The sequence below is a fragment of the Herbaspirillum sp. GCM10030257 genome, assembly GCF_042666555.1.
GTDB lineage: Bacteria > Pseudomonadota > Gammaproteobacteria > Burkholderiales > Burkholderiaceae_D > Noviherbaspirillum.
Map to the genome: position 1 here is coordinate 1 of NZ_JBHTDH010000142.1, position 547 is coordinate 547.

Annotated in this window: 1 protein-coding gene; it reads left to right on the forward strand. The window is 55.9% G+C overall.

What is annotated here, in order from left to right:
- Positions 1-547: DDE-type integrase/transposase/recombinase (locus tag ACFQUU_RS29470; protein ID WP_382252200.1), on the forward strand; the 547-nt coding region annotated here is incomplete at both ends.

Below are 547 nucleotides of genomic sequence, written 5' to 3' on the forward strand. Positions count from 1 at the left end.
TGTATGCATACAAGTCGGTCAGGCGTGACGCCACGCTGCTCATCATGCGCATCAAGGAGATCGCTGCTGCACGCGTGCACTATGGTTATAAGCGAGTGCATGTGATGCTCAGGCGTGAAGGCTGGCCCGACAATCATAAGCGCGTCTACCGGCTGTATCAGCAGGAAGGTTTGTCTTTGCGGCTCAAGCGGCTCAAGCGGCCCAAACGAAACAAATCAGCCAGGCTGCGCCAACCCAAACACCTTGTTACAGCAATGAACCAGAGCTGGAGCATGGATTTTGTCGCCGATGCGCTATTCGATGGTCGGCGCATTCGCGCCTTGACCGTCGTCGACAACTACACACGCGAGAGTCTGGCCATCGACGTCGGACAAAGTCTGAAGGAGGAGGATGTCGTGAACACACTCAACCGTATTGCAAGGGTACGCGGACTGCCTGCGACCATCAAGGTCGATAATGGCAGCGAATTCATTTCCAAGGTGATGGACAAGTGGGCGTATGAACGTGGCATCGAGCTCGACTTCAGCCGCCCCGGCACGCCAACTGA